Below are 16,650 nucleotides of genomic sequence, written 5' to 3' on the forward strand. Positions count from 1 at the left end.
GATCTCGAAACATACACAGCTTAGTCACAACTTATCCACTTGTGGGGGGAGGCTATCGACTCTATCGTGGCCGAGGAGATTCCCGTCCCGAGGCGTTAGCGACGCAGTATCGAGCCTCGAGGTTCCAAACCACCGTGCGGCAGCATGCGGACTCGGCCCAGCCCTTGCAGGGGCGCGCTGAATCGCTCGACGAAGCGGCGGCACCGTACGAGTTCTTGAAGTCCCGGCAAGATCGTTTCAAACGACTTTTTTCGAACTGATTGAGAACTGATTGAAAGGACACGAGAGATGCCAAAGCCAACGTTTCGTGACCCTGGCCCCGTGCCCTAGCACGGCGCAACAACGAGAAACGCCCAGTGTTGCAGCACTGGGCGTTTCGAGCGGCTCCGAAGGTTGCAGCCTCCGGGGCGAATGTCAGGCAGGCTTCCGACCTCCCCACTACGTGTTTCCAATAGTGGTCGGAATTCCTGTCGCCGTCAATCTCGCGCCGAAAAAATGGTGCGAGTAGCCGATGCAAGAGGAATCCGACCATGGATCGCTACATCATCACCTGCGACATTCCCGCCGACACCGAGCGCTATGACAAGGTGCTCCAGGCGCTGTCCAAGTGCGGCAGCTTCACCCGCGTCACCGACTCCACCTGGCTGGTCGCCACCCGGCTGCCGACGCGCGAGCTGTTCCTGCGCCTGCGCATGCACACCCACGCCCAGGACACCCTCTACCTGCTCCGCTTCGACGAGGCCCTGGAGGGTTTTGGCCCGCGCCGGATAAATCAGTGGATCGAACTCACCGAGAACCAGCCCCGCGCGGCCAACGGCTGACGCCGGGGGCACGCCCCAGGCGACTGCCGTGGAGGGCTTTGCCGGTATGCGCGGCCGTCGATCAAGCATTGATCGCCGCGGCCTGTCCCTCCCGCCGAGCGGCGGCCAGCAGCGCACCTATGCTGCAGCTGGCGATCCGCGCCCGCGCGCTGTCGGAGCGGCTGGTGAGCACGATCGGAACGCGAGCGCCGAGCACGATCCCGGCCGCCTCCGCACCGGCCAGGTAGATCAGCTGCTTGGCCAGTATGTTGCCCGCCTCGAGATCCGGTACCAGCAGGATATCCGGGTCACCGGCGACCTCCGAGCGAATCCCTTTGATCCGCGCGGCCTCGGCGCTGATCGCATTGTCGAAAGCCAGCGGTCCGTCGAGCAGCGCGCCCTCGATCTGCCCCCGATGGGACATGACCACCAGGGCCGCCGCCTCGATCGTCGAAGGCAGCTTCGCGCTGATGGTCTCGACCGCGGAGAGGATCGCCACCTTGGGGCGATCGACATGCAGCACTTTCAGCAGATCGATGGCGTTGCGGCAGATATCGGCCTTGTCGTCCAGGGAGGGGAATATGTTCACCGCCGCATCGGTGACGAACAGCGGCTTGTGGTAGCTCGGCACGCTCATTGCGAATACGTGGCTCAAGCGACGTTCGGTGCGCAGCCCGCCTTGTCGCGCGGTCACGGCGTGCAGCAGCTCGTCGCTGTGCAGGCTCCCTTTCATCAACATCTCGGCCCGACCCTCGAGCACCATCGCGACGCCCCGCTCGGCCGCTTCGTGGCTATGGGGCACATCCTCAAGCGGCAGGTCGCTGATGTCGACCCCCGCCTCCCGGGCGGTCGCCTCGATCTTGCCGCGCGGTCCCACCAGGATCGGCGAGATCAGGCCCAGCGCGGCCGCGTCCAATGCGCCCTTCAACGCACCAGCCTCACAAGGGTGGACCACCACCGTGACGATCGGCGGCAAGCCGGCGCAGCGTTCGATCAATTCCTGATAATGATCATGGGACATCGTGTCCTCGCTCCTTCGCTCATCGATGGCTGACGCTGCTGGCGTAATGCTCGATAAGATGGATGTAGTTGGCGCGCTCGTAGACACCAGCGGTATGCGCGCGCAAGCGATCGCGGCTCATCACCCCCCGCAGGCCATCCAGCGAAGGTACTTGCCGGGCCTCGCACCAGGCTTCGAGGCCCGCCAGCAGCGTGGCGATATGCCCTGGGCCGTGACGCATCACCGCCGAAGTGGTCATCACTACGTCCGCCCCGGCAAGCAGGTACTTGATCACCTGGTCGGCGCTCTCCACTCCGATCGACCCCGCTAGCGAACAGTCCAACCGTCCGGCAAGCACCGCGATCCATAGCAGAGAGAGGCGCATTTCGGCCGGCCGGCTCAGTTCCAGCTCGCTGGAGAGCTTCATTTGCAGCAGATCGATATCCGGTTGCAGATAGCGGTTGAACACCACCAGCCCGTTGGCGCCGGTTTCGACGAAACGCTGCGCCATGTTGCCGATCGAGCTGAAGTAGGCCGGCATCTTCACTACCACCGGAATCCGCACCTCGCGCCGCACCGAGGCGAGCACGTCGAGATAGCGCTGCTCGATCGCTGCGCCGGATACGCCGATATCGACCGGCACGTAATAGATGTTGAGCTCCAGTCCATCGGCACCGGCTTCTTCGATCTGGGCCGCATAGTCGGCCCAACCGCTTGGCGTGGAGCCGTTGAGACTGGCGAACACCGGCACATCGAGCGCCCCCTTGGCCTTGCGGATCAGCTCGAGGTAGCTGTCCGGTGCGACGCCGTAGGGGCCGTCCAACGCTTGGGTGGGAAGATAGGACTGCGCTTCGGGATTGTTGGCCTCGCCCTGGGCGAAAATTTCATCCAAGCGATCCCGCCGGGCCAGCAGCTGCTCCTCGAACAGCGAAGGCAGTACCACCGCGCCGATGCCGGCATCCTCGAGCGCCTTCAGATGGCCGAGCTCGGCGTTGGTGGGTGACGGCGAGGCGATCAGCGGATTACGCAGCGCCAAGCCGAGATAGCGTGTAGTGAGGTCCATGTCATCGCTCCCAATTAGATCGAGGTGCGTCGCGCTCGCCAGTCACACCGCTCATGTCGTCGCCCCCTCCCCCGCGGAGGCCTCGACAAGGTCGGGTTGCGGCTCGAGCGAGAAGCGGCTGCCGTCGCGGGTGGAGAGATCGACGTACTGCAGGTATTTCTCGTCGACCCATTTCTGGGCCGAGGCGAGCAGCTCCGCGGCCTCGTCTCCACGCGTGCGAGCAAGCGAGGAGTAGCGGATCTCGTTGTAGGCGTATGCCTTGAGCGGGATCTTCGGCGCGGGCGTGTCGAGGCTGAACGGGTTGGCACCCACCTTGCGCAGGTCAGGATTGAAGCGGAACAGCGGCCAGTAGGCCGAATCGGCGGCCAGCCCTTGCTGGTGCAATCCCTTGCGCATGTCGATGCCATGAGCGATGCAATGGCTGTAGGCCAGGATCAACGACGGCCCCTCGTAGGCTTCGGCTTCGCGGAAGGCCTGCAGGGTATGCTGCGGGTTCGCTCCCATCGCCACCTGGGCGACGTAGATGTTGCCGTAGGCGATCGCCTGGAGCGCCAGGTCCTTGCGCGGCGTACGCTTGCCGGCAGCGGCGAACTTAGCGACCGCACCGAGCGGGGTCGCCTTCGACGATTGGCCACCGGTGTTGGAATACACCTCGGTGTCGAGTACCAGCACGTTGACGTCCTTGCCCTGGGCCAGCACGTGGTCCAGGCCGCCATAGCCGATATCGTAGGCCCAGCCATCACCACCGACGATCCACACGCTGCGCCGTACTAGATGATCGACCACCGAAAGCAGGTCGTTCGCGCTTTCGTTATCGTCACCCAAGGCGAGCAGCTTGGCCTTGAGCTCCGCGACCCGCTCGCGCTGCGCGCGGATCTGCGACTCGGTGATTTGCGACGCCTCGAGAATCTCGCCGACGAACCGTTCGCCCAGCTGTGGTATGAGCTCCTCGAGCCGTCTGCGGGCAAGGGCGAGATGCTGATCGGCGGCGAGGCGAAAGCCGAGGCCGAACTCGGCGTTGTCCTCGAACAGCGAGTTCGACCAGGCGGGACCGCGCCCTTCGTGATTCTTGGTCCAAGGCGTCACCGGCAGGTTGCCGCCGTAGATCGACGAGCAGCCGGTGGCGTTGGCGATCTGCAGCCGATCACCGAACAGCTGGCTCAAGAGGCGCAGGTAAGGCGTCTCGCCACAGCCCGCGCAGGCGCCGGGAAATTCGAACAGCGGCTGCAGGAACTGGACACCGCGTACGTTGGCGAAATCCACTCTCGCCCGGTCGTTGACCGGCAGCGTCTCGAAAAACCGGATGCGTTCGCGCTCGCGCTGCAGAATCGGCGCTTTGTCGACGATGTTGAGCGCCTTGGTATCCGGTTCTATCGGACTGGTTGCCGGGCACGCCTCGACACATAGCCCGCAGCCGGTGCAGTCCTCCACGTATATCTGCAAGGAAAACCGCGTGTCGGGATAGCCACGGGTATTGATCGGCTCCGAGGGAAAATCGGCCGGCGCCCCCTCGAGCCGCCCGGCTTCGTAGTAGCGACTGCGAATCACCCCGTGCGGACAGACGAAGCTGCACTGACCACACTGGATGCACAGGTCGGCTCGCCACTCGGGCACCACGTCGGAGACATTGCGTTTCTCGAACGCGCTGGTCCCGGAGGGGAAAGTACCATCCGCCGGGATCAGGCTCACCGGGATCAAGTCGCCTTCGCTGGAGAACATCCGCGCGGTGACCTCATGGACAAAGGCCGGCGCATCCGCCGGTACCAGCGCCGGCCGCTCGCGCGCGTCCACGTCGACCGCCGCCGGCACTTCGAACCGCTGCAGCCGCTCCAGTGCGCCATCCACCGCGGCGAAGTTCATCTGCACCACCCGCTCGCCCTTGCGTGCATAGCTCTTGCGGATCGTCTCCTTGATATGGGCGATCGCCTGGTCACGCGGCAGTACACCGGAGAGCGCGAAGAAGCAGGTCTGCAGGATGGTGTTGATACGCTGCCCCAGCCCCAGCGCCCGCGCCGCCTCGGAGGCGTCGATCACGTAGCACTCGAGGTGCTTGTCGATGATCACCTGCTGCATCGGCCGGGGCAGGTGGCTCCAGACCTCGCCGGCGCTGAAGGGAGCGTTGAGCAGGAAGGTCGCTCCTGGCGCCGCGACACCCAGCACGTCCTGCCGTTCGAGGAACTCGAACTTGTGGCAGGCAACGAACTGTGCCTGGTGGATCAGGTACGGTGCGCGGATCGGCTCGGGGCCGAAACGCAGGTGCGAGACCGTCTGCGCTCCCGATTTATGCGAGTCGTAGACGAAGTAGCCCTGGGCATAGAGTGGGGTATCCTCACCGATTATCTTGACGCTGTTCTTGTTGGCCCCCACGGTGCCATCCGCGCCCAGACCGTAGAACACCGCACGCCGGGTGACATCCGGCTCGATCGAAAAATGCGCATCGTAGTCCAGGCTCCGGTGGGTGACATCGTCCTCGATACCGAGGGTGAAGCCGTGCCGGGGCCGATCGGTGAGAAGTTCATCGAGCGCCGCCTTGGCCATCGCCGGGGTGAACTCTTTGTTGGAGATGCCGTAGCGGCCACCCACCACCAGCGGCAGTGCGTCTCGTTCACCTCGGGAGACCGCGGCGGCGAAGCTTGCGATCACATCCTGGCACATCGGCTCGCCAGGCGCGCCCGACTCCTTGGTCTGCTCGAGCACCGCGATGCGCCGCACCGAGGACGGCAGCGCCGCGAGCAAACGCTCGCTGGAGAACGGCCGGTAGAGTCGCACCTGCACCACCCCGACTTTCTCTCCCCTGGCCACCAGGAACTTGACGGTCTCGCGCGCGGTCTCCGCGCCCGCCCCCATCACCACCAGTACCCGATCGGCGTCCGTCGCACCTTCGTATTCGAACGGACGGTAATGACGGCCAGTCAGCTCGCCGAAGCGCACCATCAGGCGTTCGACGATCTCTGGCAGCGCATCGTAGTAGGGATTCACCGCCTCGCGCGCCTGGAAGTAGGTGTCAGGATTGTGTGCGGTACCACGAATGAACGGATGTTCCGGATTGAGCGCACGCGCGCGATGCGCGCGAATCAGCCGATCGTCGATCATCGCGCGCAGTACCGATTCGTCGAGCAATTCCAGCGTATTGAGCTCGTGCGAGGTGCGAAAACCATCGAAGAAGTGGATGAACGGAATGCGTGATTCGAGCGTCGCCGCCTGGGCGATCAGCGCGCTGTCGTGGGCTTCCTGCACCGAGGCCGAACTGAACAGCGCGAAGCCCGTGGTACGGGCTGCCATCACGTCGGAGTGATCGCCGAAGATCGACAGTGCCGAGGTCGCAAGCGAACGGGCGGCGACGTGGAACACCGTCGAGGTGAGTTCGCCGGCGATCTTGAACATGTTCGGCAGCATCAGCAGCAAGCCCTGCGATGCGGTGAACGTGGTCGTCAGCGCACCGGACTGCAGCGCTCCATGCACTGCTCCGGCGGCACCGCCCTCGGCCTGCATCTCCTGTATCAGCGGCACGTTGCCCCACAGGTTCGTTCGCCCTGCGGCCATCCACTCGTCGGCCAGCTCGGCCATCGCCGAGGAAGGAGTGATCGGGTAGATCGCGCAGACTTCATTGAGCGCATAGGCGATCGTCGCGACCGCAGTATTGGCGTCCATCGTAGCCCGGGTGCTCATGCGTTCACCTCCTGCTGCCGGGAAACCGGATCAGCGCTAGTCTCGATGACCATATCGATGGCGTGGCACGGACACTGCTCGAAGCAGGCCTGACAGCCGGTACACAGATCCAGGTTCACGCGGTAGCCACTGCCAGGGCCGAGCTTCACGATCGCCTTCTCCGGACAGGCGGCGTAGCAGCTATCGCATTCATAACAGTTACCGCAGGAAAGGCAGCGCTGGGCCTCATGCTGGGCCTGGGCCGCATCGAGGCCGGAGACGACCTCGGTGAAGTCGGTGCGCTCGGTGACCGGCAGCTCGGGCTGAAGGGCCTTGAGCGCATCGTCGTACAGGGGCAAGTGCAGCTCCTCGAAGGGCACGACGCGGTGGCGCGGCGGCTGGGTCCAGCGCGCGCCGGCAAGCCAGGCATCGATCCGCCGCGCCGCTTTCTTGCCCAGCCCCACGGCGTTGGTCACGCTACGATGGGTCGGAATCACGTCGCCGCCGGCGAAGATGCCCGGATGACCGGTCTGCATGTCGTCGCCGACGACTACCGTACCGTCGTCTTCGAAGGCGATACCTGGCACTCGACGCAGAAATTCCACATCGGTGGTCTGGCCGAGGGCGAGCACCACCGAATCCGCTTTCAGCGTCTCGAACTCACCTGTCGAGTGAGCCTGTCCCTGATCGTCCACGGTCATCCTCTCCACCGTGAGGGTATCGCCACTGATCTGCTTGATGCTCGAAAGCCACTTGATCCTGACCCCCTCTTCGAGCGCGTCCTCTGCTTCGCTGGGGTGGGCTTCCAACCATTTGCTATCGCGGAAATAGACGATCATCGCGTCCTCAGCGCCCAGGCGCTTGGCCGATCGAGCGACGTCCATCGCGGTGTTCCCGCCGCCGTAGACCACCACGCGACGCCCGAGCAGCGGCTTCTCGCCGCTGGCGGTGTCATGCAGCAACGACACCGCGTCGAACACCCGCACCGCGTCTCGCGCGGGAATGTCGATGTGCCGCCCCACCTGGGCACCGATCGCGATGTAGACGGCATCGAAACCACCATCGCGCTGCTCGGCGAGCAGATCCTCGACCTTGTGGTCGAGCACGATCCTGACGCCGAGCGCCTCGACTCGCTCGATTTCCCGTGCCAGGACGTCACGCGGCAGGCGATAGGCCGGGATGCCGAAACGCATCATGCCCCCCGCCACGGGACCTGCATCGTAGACCTCCACCTCATGACCGAGCCGGGCCAGGTGCCATGCCGCTGCCAGGCCGCTGGGCCCAGCCCCGACCACCATCACCCGCTTGCCGCTGGAGCTCGCCTTCGGCACTTTCCAACCCTCGAGCTGGGCGCGATCACCGAGGTAGCGCTCGATCGCATGAATGCTCACCGCGCTATCGAGCTCGCGGCGATTGCAGCCGTCCTCACAGGGGTGGTAGCACACTCGCCCATGGATCGCCGGGAAGGGGTTGTCAGCCACCAGCGTCTCCCAGGCCTCGCGCCAACGCCCCGCCTGGGCCAGCGCCAGCCATGCCTGGATGTTCTCACCCGCAGGGCAGGCGTTGTTGCAGGGAGGCAGCAGGTCGACATAGGCAGGGTGACTGGTTCTCTTCGCACCGACGGCATGTCGCCGGGTCAGATCCACCCGCGGGCTCATATCGTTACGTAAAGTACTCATTCAACGATCTCCTCTCGCACGGTCTAAGCCGAGCGCCTACACGCCGTCCCGGCTGATGATGAGCGACGGCGTCGGGTGCCAACCCCTTTGCCGTGTCCTCTTGTTGTTATCCTCACCACACACTGACCCGGACCACCTCGACTGGACCCCCGCGCCAACGAAGGTCCCGTCCACTCACCGGGAGACCACCGGCACCTCAGGCGCCTGGCGGCTGCCGGTTTCCCGAATGAAAAAGGCCAGCACTACTGCGACTATCACGCCTACGACATAGATCAGGTCGACCCGCTGGAATACCTCCAGAGTGATTCCGCCATCGACGGCGAGCCTGGTGATGACGCTGCCGATGACCGGTGTGGCCAGCGCGCTCGAGGCGAATACGATAAAGTTGATCGTACCGGTGGCGGTCCCCTTCACCTCATCCGGGTTGACCTCCTTGATGATCGAGTAGGGAATCATCGCCACACCCGAGGCGATACCGAACAGCAGGCCCAGCATGTAGGGCGGCGCGACGCCTGCAGGCAGGTAGACGATTGCCCCGCCGCAGACCAGCATCGAAAGGCCCCCCGCGATCAGCACAGGCTTACGCCGTCCGAAGTAGTCCGCCAGGTAGCCCATCAGCGGGCAGCCGATGACCCAGCCGAGCGGGACCATGCTCACCCGGGCGACCGCCTGCTCGTACGGTACCCCCAGACCGGTTTGCAAAAAGGGCAGGCCCCAGATCATGTTGGCGATGTTGGTCGGCATGAACAGCAGACCGGCAACGATGCCGCACAGATAGGACTGCGGATTGGTAAGCACGACCTTGTAGGGGCGAAGCAGACTGCCCCAGCTATGTCCCGATGCCGACGAGTCGGCGGTCACGCTCTGGACACGCGGTGTCACCGCCAGCATCGCCATCGACATCAGCACCAGGAGACCGCCGGCAAAGAACCAGAACTGCTGCCAGCCGAACACTGAATGGACGAGCGGCCCCACCGCAGCCTGCCCCAGCGAGCCGCCGAGCATGCCGAAACACTGCGTGACGCCCACGGCAGTGGCCAGCCACTGCTTGGGAAAGCCACGTGTCGCGAGGTATACCGCCCCGGTGAATGCCACCCCGGATCCCGCGCCCTGCAGCAGACGCCCAACGCTGGCGCTAGCCGTTACACCGAACCCGAACAGCACCGCGCCCAGCGCCAACAGCAGGATTCCAGCGGGTATGATGAGGCGAGGCCCGATGCGATCGAGCAGCGAGCCGGAGATGAGCGCGGCAAGCGCATAGGTATAGAAATACAAGCCGATGATCGATGACAGCGTGCTGTCCGAGACGCCGAGCGCTTCGCTCAGTTCGGGCAACATCACCCCTGGCGCCGAACGCATTCCGTACTGGATGAAATAGAACATCGCGCAGATTAACCACGCCATCACGAAGACCCTATTGAGCCGACTGTGATCGGCCCCGGGTGGGTGGTTTTCTGCAGATGACGATGGCGATGCGTAGTGGCGTGACATGACGAGGCCCCCTCTCCTACTCAGGATGGATGCGCTGCACCAATGACTAATGAAATTAGCACGCAAATTAAACTTTTTGCGTTCAAAAGCACCGAATGTGACAATTAGCCACACTCTGAGTAGAAGTATCGAACACGAGATTGAATGAGTTTAATTGTCATTATTTACACGGGTGGCATGAGTGGTAAGTGCCAATATCTTATCCCTCTATTCCACCGTGAGTGGCGAGTTCCTCGGACCAGGCTTCATCCAGGATGCGCGGGTGTCGAAATTCACTCAAGGGCAGGTCGCGCCACGGCTGAATGCCGGCGAGCGGGCGTCTAACACGGGCGTGGCGCTAACATTCGAAGCCTCTGCAACCTGCGAGTCAGCGAGAGGGCGACTCAAAAGTGTCATCATCACATCGTAAGGAGCCTGCGAAAAACAGAGACTGAACGCATAGACGACTACTGGCGCTATTGATTCAAATCAAAATATACATTCAAGCACGGAGGCCATCATTCAGGTAATTCGTCCAGCTCCTTTGTTTTGAATCCAAAAAACAGGCCTATTACCCCCTTATAACCCCAGAAGTACTGAAGAATCACTGCAAAAGGATTCACGGCCCTCAATCCAGTCCGATGCCATCTCAAGCCCACGAAACAACGACGCTTCGCGCAAGCCTTGGTGTTGAGGTACAAGGGTTTCTCATTCATGGAATGAGCCTTTACCGGAAGAGGGCCCACGGCGCGGATACTTCACCAGCGCACCGCGACCACGCCCGCCATCGGAAAAAAGGCAGCGATCTAAAGCCTCGGGCGCGGCGCTGCGTCGACGCAATGGCCTCGATCCCGAGACCATATCCAGGGCATCAGCCAGATATCAGCAGGTTGAGGATCAGCAGCACCAGGCCGAGCAGGCCCGCCGCCCAGACCAGCGAACGCAGCCACGGCACACCGAAGGCATAGAGCGGCAGGTAGATCACTCGGGCAAGCAGGTAGAGCCAGCAGCCCCAGAGGGTCATGCTCCCCTCGACCCCGGCGAGGTGATTGATCACCACCGCGGCGAGGAACAGCGGCAGGGTCTCGAACAGATTCGCCTGGGCGCGAAACAGCCGCGCCGTCAGCGTGCCCATCGGCGGGCCCGGACGGTCGCGCGGACCGGCGTTGTAGCCTATCCCGGTCTCGCGATTGCGCGCCATCGCCGGCAGCAGCAGTTGAATGACCGCCAGCACCAGGGCCCAAGCCGCCAGACTCAATTCGATACTCATCGAAGTCTTCCCTCGTTCGCGCGCGCCGCTTCAGCCTTGCGGCCGGAACATCACGAACCGCTGCGCCTCGCTGATGGTGAAATAGTCGCCAGGGCCGCCGCCTCGCAGTACCGGCTTGCCCGCGACGGTATCGTAGATGCCGTCTTTCAATAGCGCGGTGTCGATGTGCACTCCGACCACCTCGCCCAGCACCAACCAGGTATCGACCTCATCACCCCTGGCGGTTCGCAGCCGCACCACCTGGGTCGCCCGGCACTCGAAGGACACCGGCGCCTCGGCGACCCTGGGCACGGCGATCTCGCGCGAAGGCGTCGGGGTGAGGCCGGCGAGCATGAACTCGTCGGTCGCGGGTGCCACCATCGCGCTGGTGGCATTCATCCGCTCGGCGAGCTCCTCGGTCGCCAGGTTCCAGACGAACTCCCCCGTGCGCTCGATGTTACCCACGCTGTCTTTGTAGCCAACGCTCGAGAAGCCGATGATCGGCGGCACGTAATTGAACGCATTGAAGAAGCTATAGGGGGCGAGATTGAGATTCCCGGCCTCGTCGTGGGAGGAGATCCAACCGATCGGCCTCGGCGCAATGATCGAATTGAACGGATCATGGGCCAGCCCGTGCCCCTCGCTGGGGCGGTAGAAGTGTTCGTCACGCATGGTCGATTCCTGGTCGAAGTCTCGTTTCACTCTAGCAGCCCTGGTCGCCAGCCGGGCACGGACTGATTCACACAGCGGGAAAACGGCACTTTTCCAGCGCGCGCCGCCCCGGTTGCACCCAACTGGTGCTCACTCCGCCCAGGCCATCCTTCTTTAGCCGAGGATAGGAAAAACTGGGTTGCAACTAGTTGCACTGCCCTCTTGCGCACCTTAATCTCGCTCGACGTTCATCGTCTTCGGACACCTTCTTCAAGCGTCACGCGAGAGCACCATGGCCAATACCACAACGATGGGTGTGAAACTCGACCAGGCGACCCGCGACCGGCTCAAGGCCGCCGCCCAGTCGCTCGACCGCACGCCGCACTGGCTGATCAAGCAAGCGATCTTCAATTGCCTCGAACAAATCGAAAACGGGCGCGGCTTCAGCCTCCAATCCGACGGCGATACGGCCGAGCGCGAAGAGCTCGGCGAGGCGACGCCTCCGGCGGCCCAGCCGCAGCCTTTCCTCGAGTTCGCCGAGAGCATCCTGCCCCAGTCGGTGCTGCGCGCCGCGATCACCTCTGCCTATCGGCGCCCCGAGCAGGAAATGGTACCGATGCTGCTCGAGCAGTCGCGGTTGCCGAAACCGCTCGCCGAATCGGCCCACCAGCTCGCCTATCGGCTCACCGAGCAGCTACGCAGCCAGAAGAACGCCGGCGGCCGCGCCGGTATGGTGCAGGGACTGCTGCAGGAGTTCTCGCTCTCCTCCCAGGAGGGCGTCGCCCTGATGTGCCTCGCCGAGGCGCTGCTGCGCGTACCGGACAAGGGCACCCGCGATGCACTGATCCGCGACAAGCTCAGCGGCGGCAATTGGCAGCACCATCTTGGACGCAGCTCGTCGATGTTCGTCAACGCGGCGACCTGGGGCCTGCTGGTCACCGGCAAGCTGACCGCGACCCACAACGAGGCCGGGCTCACCTCCTCGCTCAACAGGATCATCGGCAAGAGCGGCGAGCCGCTGATCCGCAAGGGTGTCGACATGGCGATGCGCTTGATGGGCGAGCAGTTCGTCACCGGCGAGACCATCGGCGAGGCGCTCGCCAACGCGAGCCGTCACGAGGCCAAGGGCTTTCGCTACTCCTACGACATGCTCGGCGAGGCAGCGCTCACCGAAGAGGATGCCAAGCGCTACCTGGCCTCCTACGAGCAGGCGATCCATGCGATCGGCAAAGCCTCCAACGGCCGCGGCATCTACGAAGGCCCGGGCATCTCGATCAAGCTCTCGGCGCTCCACCCGCGCTACTCGCGCGCGCAATACGACAGGGTGATGGACGAGCTCTACCCGAGACTCAAGTCGTTGACGCTGCAGGCCAAGCAGTACGACATCGGGATCAACATCGACGCCGAGGAAGCCGACCGGCTGGAGATTTCACTCGATCTGCTCGAGCGACTGTGCTTCGAGCCAGAGCTCGCCGGCTGGAACGGTATCGGCTTCGTCATCCAGGGCTACCAGAAGCGCTGCCCGCTGACGATCGACTACCTGATCGACCTCGCCCGCCGCAGCCGCCGCCGGCTGATGATCCGGCTGGTCAAGGGCGCCTACTGGGACAGCGAGATCAAGCGTGCCCAGATCGAGGGGCTCGAGGGCTACCCGGTCTATACCCGCAAGGTCTACACCGACGTCTCCTACCTCGCCTGCGCGCGCAAACTGCTCGCCGCCCCCGAGGCGATCTACCCGCAGTTCGCCACCCACAATGCCCATACGCTGGCCGCGATCTACCATCTCGCCGGACAGAACTACTACCCCGGCCAGTACGAGTTCCAGTGCTTGCACGGGATGGGCGAGCCGCTGTATGGACAGGTGGTCGGCAAGAGCGGGCTCAATCGGCCGTGTCGCATCTACGCCCCGGTAGGCAGCCATGAGACCCTGCTCGCCTACCTGGTGCGCCGCCTGCTCGAAAACGGTGCCAACACCTCGTTCGTCAACCGGATCGCCGACCATTCGATCTCGCTCGAAGAACTGGTGCGCGACCCGGTCGAGGAGGTCGAACGCCTGACCGCCAGCGAAGGTGTCCAGGGCCTGCCGCATCCGCGCATTCCGCTGCCGGTCGAGCTCTACGGCAACGAACGCGCCAACTCAAGCGGCCTCGACCTCTCCAGCGAGCACCGCCTGGCATCGCTCTCCAGCGCACTGCTCAATGGCCTGAACCATCCGCTCGAAGCACGCCCCCTGCTTGCGCGCGCGGCCGCGCCCGGCCCCCTCGAGCCGGTGCGCAACCCCGCCGACCAGCGCGATGTCGTAGGCCAGGTGCAGGAGGCCAGCGATGCGGACGTCGCTGAAGCGCTGGCGGCCTCGATCGAGGCCGCGCCGATCTGGCAGGCCACGCCGCCCGCCGAGCGCGCCGCCGTGCTCGAGCGCGCCGCCGAGCTGATGGAAACCCAGATCCAGCAGCTGATGGGCATATTGGTACGCGAGGCCGGCAAGACCTATGCCAACGCGATCGCGGAGGTGAGGGAGGCGGTCGACTTCCTGCGCTACTACGCGGTGCAGGCCAGGACCCACTTCTCCAACGATACCCATCGCCCGCTGGGGCCGGTGGTCTGCATCAGCCCGTGGAACTTCCCGCTGGCGATCTTCACCGGCCAGATATCGGCCGCCCTCGTCGCGGGCAACACCGTACTCGCCAAGCCGGCCGAGCAGACACCGCTGATCGCCGCGGCCGGTGTGCGCCTGCTGCTCGAAGCGGGGCTTCCGGCCGGCGTGCTGCAGCTGCTACCCGGGCGCGGCGAGACGGTCGGCGCGCGCTTGGTCGGGGATCCTCGCGTCAAAGGGGTGATGTTCACGGGCTCCACCGAAGTGGCCAAACTGCTGGCCAAGAACCTCTCCGGACGCCTCGACAGCAACGGCCGCCCGGTACCGCTGATCGCCGAGACCGGCGGGCAGAACGCGATGATCGTCGACTCCTCGGCGCTGCCCGAGCAGACCATCCCGGACGTGATCAACTCCGCCTTCGACAGCGCCGGCCAGCGATGTTCTGCGCTGCGCGTGCTGTGCGTACAGGAGGACGTCGCCGAACGGGTGCTGAAGATGCTCAAGGGCGCGATGGCCGAGTATCGGCTCGGCAACCCGGAGAACCTCTCCACCGACATAGGCCCGGTGATCGACCTCGAAGCGAAGCGAACCATCGAAGCGCACATCGAGCGGATGCGCGCCAAGGGCCGCCGGGTATTCCAGGCCGCCCTGGGTGATACCGAAATGCCGCTACACGGGCTCTTCGTCGCGCCGACGCTGATCGAGCTCGAGAGCCTCGACGAGCTCGAGCGCGAAGTATTCGGCCCGGTGCTCCACGTGATCACCTACAAGCGCCAGGAACTCGACTCGCTGCTCGAGCGGATCAATGCCAGCGGCTATGGCCTGACCATGGGCATCCATACCCGCATCGACGAGACCATCGCCAAGGTGATCGCCAAGGCCCAGGTCGGCAACCTCTACGTCAATCGCAACATCGTGGGCGCGGTGGTCGGGGTACAGCCGTTCGGCGGAGAAGGGCTCTCCGGCACCGGCCCCAAGGCCGGCGGCCCGATCTACCTCACCCGCCTGCTCTCGGTGCGCCCCAACGGCGTACCGCTCAGCGCAGCCGACGAAGAGGGAATGTCGACCACCCAGCGCGAGGCCATCCTCCCCGCGCTCGAACGCTTCGAACGCTGGGCCCGCGAACAGGGGCAGCCCGAGCTGGCCGACTACTGCCGACTGCTGGCCGAGCTGACGCCGAGCGGTGTGACGCTGGTACTGCCGGGACCGACCGGCGAGCGCAACACCTATACCCTGCTGCCCCGCGAGCGGGTGCTGTGCCTCGCCGATCACGACCAGGACCTGCTGACCCAGCTGGCGGCACTGCTCGCGGTAGGCAGCAAAGCGATCTGGGTCGAGAACGAGCAGAGCAGGCGCTGCCTCGCCCAGCTGCCGGAGGAGCTCTGCGAGCGGATCGAGCTGGTCGACGACTGGCAGGCGGACGGGGTCGAATTCGATGCGGTGCTCCACCACGGCGACTCCGACGCACTGCTCGACGTCTGCCGCGCGGTCAGCGCCCGACCCGGGCCGATCGTCAGCGTCTTCGGCCTGGCGCGTGACGAGCGGGCGGTACCGATCGAGCATCTGCTGGTCGAGCGCGCCCTGAGCGTCAACACCGCCGCTGCCGGAGGCAACGCCAGCCTGATGACGATCGGCTGAGCGTCACGCACCGCCCCTCCCGGCCAAGGCTCGGGAGGGGCGCGGCCCTTGGCCGCGAGCCCGGTGCGCGCCAAAGCGGAAATCGGCATGCGGCGAGTTGCCTCACCCTGGGTGAATCATCCCCGCAGCCGCGCTGCATCGGCCGGCGGGCGACCCCACTGACGGCAAAAATTCACGGTTCGCCGCTTGATATTCAGCCTCAAGGTGCCCACCTTTAACCAAGTAGGCACCGAGCATTGTGCTTGCCGGAGATCAGGCGAGCGTACGTCAAGGAATCCGGCGCCCCCATCCACTCTCGATCAAGAAGGATTTTGAACCATGAGCAGTGCAAAGCCGCGTAGCCTCAAAGACGCCAAGAAGACCACCAAGCTTTTTCCGACCCGTAACGACCTGCCTGAAGCGACCCGCGCCAAGGTCGTCGCGATCCTCAATGCCCGACTCGCAGAACTGATCGATCTGTCGCTGGTGATCAAGCAGGCTCACTGGAATCTCAAAGGCATGCAGTTCATCGGCGTGCACGAAATGCTCGACGGCTTCCGCACCGAAGTCGACGGCTTCGTCGACTCGGTCGCCGAACGCGCTACCCAGCTCGGCGGCACCGCCTTCGGTACCGTGCAGAGCGTCGCCGAGAGCACCTCTTTGAGTCCCTACCCGACCGATATCCATGCCGTGCCGGATCACCTGGTAGCGCTCGCCGAGCACTACGCCGGGGCCGCAGCGGCGGTACGCAAGGCCATCGACGACACCGATGAACTCGGCGATGCGGACACCTCGGACCTTTTCACCGAAGTATCCCGCGGCCTCGACATGAACCTCTGGTTCCTCGAAGCCCACACCCAGGTCTGATCGCGATGAGCTC

At 64.4% G+C, this 16,650-nt stretch carries 10 protein-coding genes; 3 read left to right on the forward strand and 7 right to left on the reverse strand.

What is annotated here, in order from left to right:
• Nucleotides 1-530: 530 nt before the first annotated feature.
• Nucleotides 531-821, forward strand: a complete 291-nt coding sequence (locus tag Q376_RS0105340; protein ID WP_027349441.1) for a hypothetical protein — start codon at nucleotides 531-533, stop codon at nucleotides 819-821.
• 61 nt (nucleotides 822-882) lie between these two features.
• On the opposite strand, the gene Q376_RS0105345 is transcribed toward Q376_RS0105340, so the two are convergent.
• From Q376_RS0105345 to Q376_RS0105375, 7 genes are all read right to left on the reverse strand, one after another.
• The gene (locus Q376_RS0105345; RefSeq protein ID WP_027349442.1) at nucleotides 883-1,821 is read right to left on the reverse strand and encodes a phosphate acetyltransferase; all 939 of its coding nucleotides are present in this window, start codon (nucleotides 1,819-1,821) and stop codon (nucleotides 883-885) included.
• A 19-nt stretch (nucleotides 1,822-1,840) separates the two neighbouring features.
• Nucleotides 1,841-2,863, reverse strand: coding sequence for a dihydroorotate dehydrogenase-like protein (locus Q376_RS0105350; RefSeq protein ID WP_027349443.1), 1,023 nt, complete (start codon nucleotides 2,861-2,863; stop codon nucleotides 1,841-1,843).
• Nucleotides 2,864-2,914: 51 nt separating this feature from the next.
• Nucleotides 2,915-6,532 (reverse strand): pyruvate:ferredoxin (flavodoxin) oxidoreductase, encoded by a 3,618-nt coding sequence (nifJ, locus tag Q376_RS21525; RefSeq protein ID WP_052364977.1) that lies wholly within the window; start codon nucleotides 6,530-6,532, stop codon nucleotides 2,915-2,917.
• The gene (locus Q376_RS0105360; RefSeq protein ID WP_027349444.1) at nucleotides 6,529-8,190 is read right to left on the reverse strand and encodes an NAD(P)-binding protein; all 1,662 of its coding nucleotides are present in this window, start codon (nucleotides 8,188-8,190) and stop codon (nucleotides 6,529-6,531) included. The genes nifJ and Q376_RS0105360 overlap by 4 nt, the downstream gene beginning before the upstream one ends.
• A gap of 174 nt (nucleotides 8,191-8,364) precedes the next feature.
• Nucleotides 8,365-9,573: an MFS transporter gene (locus Q376_RS0105365; protein ID WP_211266602.1), complete on the reverse strand. Its 1,209-nt coding sequence runs from the start codon at nucleotides 9,571-9,573 to the stop codon at nucleotides 8,365-8,367.
• A gap of 958 nt (nucleotides 9,574-10,531) precedes the next feature.
• The gene (locus tag Q376_RS0105370) at nucleotides 10,532-10,930 is read right to left on the reverse strand and encodes an MAPEG family protein (RefSeq protein WP_027349446.1); all 399 of its coding nucleotides are present in this window, start codon (nucleotides 10,928-10,930) and stop codon (nucleotides 10,532-10,534) included.
• 30 nt (nucleotides 10,931-10,960) lie between these two features.
• Nucleotides 10,961-11,581 (reverse strand): flavin reductase family protein, encoded by a 621-nt coding sequence (locus Q376_RS0105375; RefSeq protein WP_027349447.1) that lies wholly within the window; start codon nucleotides 11,579-11,581, stop codon nucleotides 10,961-10,963.
• A gap of 271 nt (nucleotides 11,582-11,852) precedes the next feature.
• Here Q376_RS0105375 and putA point away from each other — a divergent pair, with 271 nt between their 5' ends.
• The gene (gene putA, locus Q376_RS0105380; RefSeq protein ID WP_027349448.1) at nucleotides 11,853-15,791 is read left to right on the forward strand and encodes a trifunctional transcriptional regulator/proline dehydrogenase/L-glutamate gamma-semialdehyde dehydrogenase; all 3,939 of its coding nucleotides are present in this window, start codon (nucleotides 11,853-11,855) and stop codon (nucleotides 15,789-15,791) included.
• Between the two features lie 318 nt (nucleotides 15,792-16,109).
• Entirely contained in the window at nucleotides 16,110-16,637 is a 528-nt protein-coding gene (gene dps, locus Q376_RS0105385) for a DNA starvation/stationary phase protection protein Dps (protein WP_027349449.1), read from the forward strand.
• Nucleotides 16,638-16,650: the final 13 nt, after the last annotated feature.

Source organism: Halotalea alkalilenta DSM 17697, from assembly GCF_000621205.1.
GTDB lineage: Bacteria > Pseudomonadota > Gammaproteobacteria > Pseudomonadales > Halomonadaceae > Halotalea > Halotalea alkalilenta.

Excerpts from the sequence above, each read along its gene's own strand:
- Q376_RS0105340 (WP_027349441.1), top strand. The coding sequence starts at position 531 with ATGGATCGCTACATCATCACCTGCGACATTCCCGCCGACACCGAGCGC.
- Q376_RS0105345 (WP_027349442.1), bottom strand. The coding sequence starts at position 1,821 with ATGTCCCATGATCATTATCAGGAATTGATCGAACGCTGCGCCGGCTTG.
- Q376_RS0105350 (WP_027349443.1), bottom strand. The coding sequence starts at position 2,863 with ATGGACCTCACTACACGCTATCTCGGCTTGGCGCTGCGTAATCCGCTG.
- nifJ (WP_052364977.1), bottom strand. The coding sequence starts at position 6,532 with ATGAGCACCCGGGCTACGATGGACGCCAATACTGCGGTCGCGACGATC.
- Q376_RS0105360 (WP_027349444.1), bottom strand. The coding sequence starts at position 8,190 with ATGAGTACTTTACGTAACGATATGAGCCCGCGGGTGGATCTGACCCGG.
- Q376_RS0105365 (WP_211266602.1), bottom strand. The coding sequence starts at position 9,573 with ATGTTCTATTTCATCCAGTACGGAATGCGTTCGGCGCCAGGGGTGATG.
- Q376_RS0105370 (WP_027349446.1), bottom strand. The coding sequence starts at position 10,930 with ATGAGTATCGAATTGAGTCTGGCGGCTTGGGCCCTGGTGCTGGCGGTC.
- Q376_RS0105375 (WP_027349447.1), bottom strand. The coding sequence starts at position 11,581 with ATGCGTGACGAACACTTCTACCGCCCCAGCGAGGGGCACGGGCTGGCC.
- putA (WP_027349448.1), top strand. The coding sequence starts at position 11,853 with ATGGCCAATACCACAACGATGGGTGTGAAACTCGACCAGGCGACCCGC.
- dps (WP_027349449.1), top strand. The coding sequence starts at position 16,110 with ATGAGCAGTGCAAAGCCGCGTAGCCTCAAAGACGCCAAGAAGACCACC.